Below are 4,505 nucleotides of genomic sequence, written 5' to 3' on the forward strand. Positions count from 1 at the left end.
TTTTGTCTAACAATTATGAGGCACTTCATGCTAGCTGCTGCCCCGGGCCTTATTCTATTTGGGGGCCTGCAAACGGACGGGGCCTTGTGGTATACTCAAACCGTTGTTAGATTATTTTAAAATAGGAGTATGAATATGTTTATTGAACGTGATAGTCATCGGTGGCGGCGCTTCTTGCTTAGCGGTGGCTTTTTCTTGGCACTGTTGCTGCTAATCAAGTATAATTCGTCGGTCGTCACAATGATGGATGCCGTCTTACAGTCGCTGTTTACCAGCCAACGTTTAGAGGCGATGGGATGGTTCCACGCGTTGATGACCCTGCTATCATTCTTGGCTAGCCCGAAGCTCGACCTGCTGTGGGTTTTGATTATCGCCATCTTCTTGTGGCTTCATCGTTGCCAGATTCCGGCCCTGTGGGCGATTGGTACCATCATTGGTGGTGACGTCCTGGGAACGATCGTTAAGCACATTGTGAAACGGGCCCGGCCAGCGCAGCACCTTGCGGCTGACGATGGTTACAGTTTTCCAAGTGGACACACTCTGGGGATCTTCCTGGTAGCGGCAATTATTTTACTGGTAGTCCTGCCGCTGGTTCAACGACGGTCAGTGCGGACAATTTGCCAAATTCTGATTGTATTTGTCATTTTCTTCGTGGCAATTTCTCGGGTTTACCTGTACGCTCACTGGCCATTTGATACCATCAGCGCGATGCTGTTGGCCTATGCCTGGCTCCAAGTAGCCGAATGGCTGTACGTGGCCTGGGCACCACGATTGAAACAGGTATCGTTTTTATCAAGTTCGAATATCTAGTAATGGGAGGCTGGGAAATTACCTGGCCTTTTTAATTTCCCGGGAAATAATTATGATTACAACAGAACGTTTAATGATTAAAAGGATTAACCACGATGGTGACGGCCAACTAGCGAAACTATTAGCCGATCCGACGATTCAACAGGGGGCGCACCTTCTTTTTTCTGGCCCCCAGCCGAGCAGCTTTGAAGTTGACTTTCTCCTGCAGACTGGGCACTTTTACGCTATCTACGAGCAACGCTGTCCAGGGAAAATAGTCGGCCTGCTCTTTACCCAGCCGAGTGAGTTGGCCGGGGAGGGGGCGGTTGAACTTGGCTACTTCCTCGCGCCAGCCTGCCGTGGTCGGGGGATTATGACAGAGGCCGTCAGGGGGCTAACTGCCCAGTCAACGAAATTGATCGTTGCCTTGACAGACAAGGATAATTTAGCTTCGCAGCGGGTCCTGCGCCGGGCTGGCTTTCAGCTAGTAAAGCAGGAGGATGACCAGGTCCTGTGGGAAAAAGTTCCTTGCAGTCACGAGTGAAGAGTGTATAATATTGATGAAATGAAGAGGTTGCACTTTTCATCAGTAACGGCTGTGAGGCGAATAAGCGCTGGACCAGTTGTGAAAGGGGAAGGTGCCGAAACGGCGGTAGTCTTATTGCTGCCAGCCGTTGGGCTATGATTTAAGAGGTCATGGACTGTCGCACAACTGCGGAGCGCTTCCTAAAGATTGATTCGTTAATTTAAGAAGTTAATGGAGTCTTCTGACGGGGTCACCGTTGGGAGGCTTTTTAGTTTCCTCTTCAAAAAAATATTTGGAGGATTGTTATATGGCAGAAAGTACACAGGGGCAACAGGAAGGGCATATCAAACGGACCCTTGAAACCCGACACCTGGCGATGATTGCCCTCGGGGGAACCATCGGGACCGGGCTCTTTATCACGTCAGGGTCCGCGATTTCCACCGCCGGACCTGGAGGGGCCCTGACCGCTTACGTTATCATGGGGATCATGGTCTTCTTCCTGATGACTAGTTTGGGGGAAATGGCGACCTACATGCCGCTTACCGGTTCGTTTTCGGCTTACTCGACTAAGTTCGTTGACCCGGCCCTAGGATTTGCGATGGGATGGAACTACTGGTTTAACTGGGCGATTACGATCCCGGTCGACGTCACCAGTGCTGGCATCGTGATGAATTTTTGGCTGCCCCATGTACCAAGCTGGGTTTTCAGTACGGTGGTCCTAGTCCTGATTTTCCTAATTAACTACCTCTCTGTTCGCTCCTATGGTGAAACGGAGTACTGGCTGGCCCTCGTAAAGGTAGTTACCGTCATCGTCTTCCTGGTCGTCGGGGTTGCAATTATCCTTGGGATCATGGGCGGCAAGCCTGTGGGCTTTAGTAACTTCCACTACAAGCAAGCGCCGTTTGTCGGTGGTGCGCCCGCCGTCATCAGTGTCTTCCTGGTTGCCGGTTTCTCCTTCCAGGGAACAGAACTGGTTGGAATCACCGCTGGGGAAGCCGCTACCCCAGAAAAGTCAATTTCAAAGGCAATTCATTCTACTTTCTGGCGGATTTTGCTGTTCTATATTTTTGCAATCTTTGTAATTGCCTGCATCTTGCCGTACACCAACAAAAACTTGATGAACGCGGATGTGCAGAACATTACGATGAGTCCGTTTACGATTATCTTTAAGCGGGCTGGCTTGGCGGTGGCCGCCAGCATCATGAATGCCGTTATTTTGACGGCGGTGATTTCCGCGGCCAACTCCGGCCTATACGCTTCTACCCGGATGCTGTACTCCCAGGCGCGGGAGGGTTATGCATGGCGCTTCCTCGGCTATGTTAACCGGCGGGGAATCCCGATTTACGCATTGATTTTTACGATGATTATCTCGACCCTGGCGTTTGCAACCCAGTTTGTGGTTCCTCAGGCTTACATGTACCTGACTGACGCTTCCGGGCTATGCGGCTTCATTGCCTGGCTGGGAATTGCCATTTCCCACTTCCGCTTCCGGAAGGCGTTCGTTGCTCAGGGCCACTCTGTGAACGAACTGAAGTACCACGCGACCCTGTTCCCGTTTGGGCCTATCTTTGCCTTTGTCCTCTGTATCGTGGTTATCTGCGGACAGAACGTCGAGGCGTTTGCCAAGATGGACTGGTCGAATATTCTGATCACTTACATGAGTGTGCCGCTCTTCTTAGTATTGTTCTTCTATTACAAGATTCGGTACCGGACACACATGATTCCGCTCAAACAGGTGGATTTGAGCAAAAGTACTAAGGGTGAAAAGTACGACGGCTAAATGAATTTATTAGAATGGTCACTTTTGTGAGTGGCCATTTATCGTTTAAATGTTAGAATAGTAATCGTGACTTTTTAGTTCGAAAAGGAAAGGGTATAAATTATGATTGCTTTAGCGGGAACAATTGGTGCTGGAAAGACCAGCCTGACACAGTTACTAGCTGACCACCTTAACAGTAAGGCCTTTTACGAGTCAGTTGACGACAATAAAATCCTCCCATTGTTTTACAAAAATCCAAAGAAGTATGGCTTCTTGCTGCAAATCTACTTTTTGAATAAGCGGATTGATGAAATCAAGGACTCCTATGATAACGACTTGAATGTCCTCGACCGGTCCATCTTTGAAGATGCCCTCTTGTTCAAACTCAACGCGGATATGGGACGTGCCACGCAAACCGAGTCGGATATTTACAGCTCATTGCTGGCGAACATGATGGAGGAGTTGCCAGAGCAGCCGCACCAAAAGGCACCGGATCTCTTGATCACCATCCAGGTGTCCTTTGAAACGATGCTCAAGCGGATTGAAAAGCGGGGCCGGTCCTACGAGCAGATTGCCAACGACCCGTCACTGTACAGCTACTACCAGAACCTTAATAACCGTTACCGGGACTGGTACGCGCAGTATGATGAAAGCCCGAAGATGCTGATTGACGGGGATAAGTACGACTTTGTGGAAGACCCGACGGCCGCCCAAGAGGTGCTGAAGATGGTTGACCGGAAGCTGGCAGAGTTAAATTTGAAATAGGGATTTGACAATTTCATGGTTAGATGATATATTATTTGAGCTGGCTTATTTAAGTTAGTTCATTCGGAGGATTAGCTCAGTTGGGAGAGCATCTGCCTTACAAGCAGAGGGTCACAGGTTCGAGCCCTGTATCCTCCATATGCGGATGTGGCGGAATTGGCAGACGCGCAAGATTTAGGATCTTGTATCTTTTGATGTAAGGGTTCAAGTCCCTTCATCCGCATTAATATTATTTGAAAAAAGTGTTGACAATTCACTATGGTTCAGGTAATATTAATAATCGTTGATAGCAATTGAATAGCTAAAGATATGCGGAAGTAGTTCAGTGGTAGAACATCACCTTGCCATGGTGGGGGTCGCGGGTTCGAATCCCGTCTTCCGCTTTTCTTGCACCCATAGCGCAATTGGATAGAGTGTCTGACTACGAATCAGAAGGTTGAAGGTTCGACTCCTTCTGGGTGCATCTACTCTGTAAGCGTGACAGTTACTTATCAGTAGGTGTGGCGCTTCTTTTTTCGGGAATTAGCTCAGTTTGGTAGAGCGCTGCGTTCGGGACGCAGAGGTCGCAAGTTCAAATCTTGTATTCCCGATTTTCTTATTTTAAAGGCTGTTATCCGGTGGCAAACCACTGTGATAACGGCTCTTCGTCAAGAAGTACTGATGAGA

4 protein-coding genes, 5 tRNA genes and 1 riboswitch are annotated in these 4,505 nt (G+C 48.9%); all 9 genes read left to right on the plus strand.

Features of this window, described 5'->3' with window-relative positions:
* Positions 1-135: 135 nt before the first annotated feature.
* The 9 genes from FC49_RS09380 to FC49_RS09420 all read left to right on the plus strand — a co-directional run bounded on the left by FC49_RS09380 (position 136) and on the right by FC49_RS09420 (position 4,429).
* Positions 136-810 carry a phosphatase PAP2 family protein gene (locus tag FC49_RS09380; protein WP_003711590.1) on the plus strand — a complete coding sequence of 225 codons (675 nt, stop codon included), beginning with the start codon at positions 136-138 and terminating at the stop codon, positions 808-810.
* Positions 811-862: 52 nt separating this feature from the next.
* Positions 863-1,333 carry a GNAT family N-acetyltransferase gene (locus FC49_RS09385; protein WP_003716125.1) on the plus strand — a complete coding sequence of 157 codons (471 nt, stop codon included), beginning with the start codon at positions 863-865 and terminating at the stop codon, positions 1,331-1,333.
* Positions 1,334-1,349: 16 nt separating this feature from the next.
* A riboswitch (Lysine riboswitch) is annotated at positions 1,350-1,522 on the plus strand.
* A gap of 100 nt (positions 1,523-1,622) precedes the next feature.
* Positions 1,623-3,095, plus strand: coding sequence for an amino acid permease (locus tag FC49_RS09390; RefSeq protein WP_003716143.1), 1,473 nt, complete (start codon positions 1,623-1,625; stop codon positions 3,093-3,095).
* A 102-nt stretch (positions 3,096-3,197) separates the two neighbouring features.
* Positions 3,198-3,839 carry a deoxynucleoside kinase gene (locus FC49_RS09395; protein ID WP_003711591.1) on the plus strand — a complete coding sequence of 214 codons (642 nt, stop codon included), beginning with the start codon at positions 3,198-3,200 and terminating at the stop codon, positions 3,837-3,839.
* 65 nt (positions 3,840-3,904) lie between these two features.
* Positions 3,905-3,977 (plus strand) — tRNA-Val (locus FC49_RS09400).
* 3 nt (positions 3,978-3,980) lie between these two features.
* Positions 3,981-4,062: transfer RNA gene (locus tag FC49_RS09405), tRNA-Leu, on the plus strand.
* Between the two features lie 88 nt (positions 4,063-4,150).
* A tRNA-Gly gene (locus FC49_RS09410) sits at positions 4,151-4,222 on the plus strand.
* Positions 4,223-4,228: 6 nt separating this feature from the next.
* Positions 4,229-4,302: transfer RNA gene (locus FC49_RS09415), tRNA-Arg, on the plus strand.
* Between the two features lie 53 nt (positions 4,303-4,355).
* Positions 4,356-4,429: transfer RNA gene (locus FC49_RS09420), tRNA-Pro, on the plus strand.
* Positions 4,430-4,505 lie beyond the last annotated feature (76 nt).

The sequence above is a fragment of the Limosilactobacillus oris DSM 4864 genome, from assembly GCF_001434465.1.
GTDB classification, from domain to species: domain Bacteria; phylum Bacillota; class Bacilli; order Lactobacillales; family Lactobacillaceae; genus Limosilactobacillus; species Limosilactobacillus oris.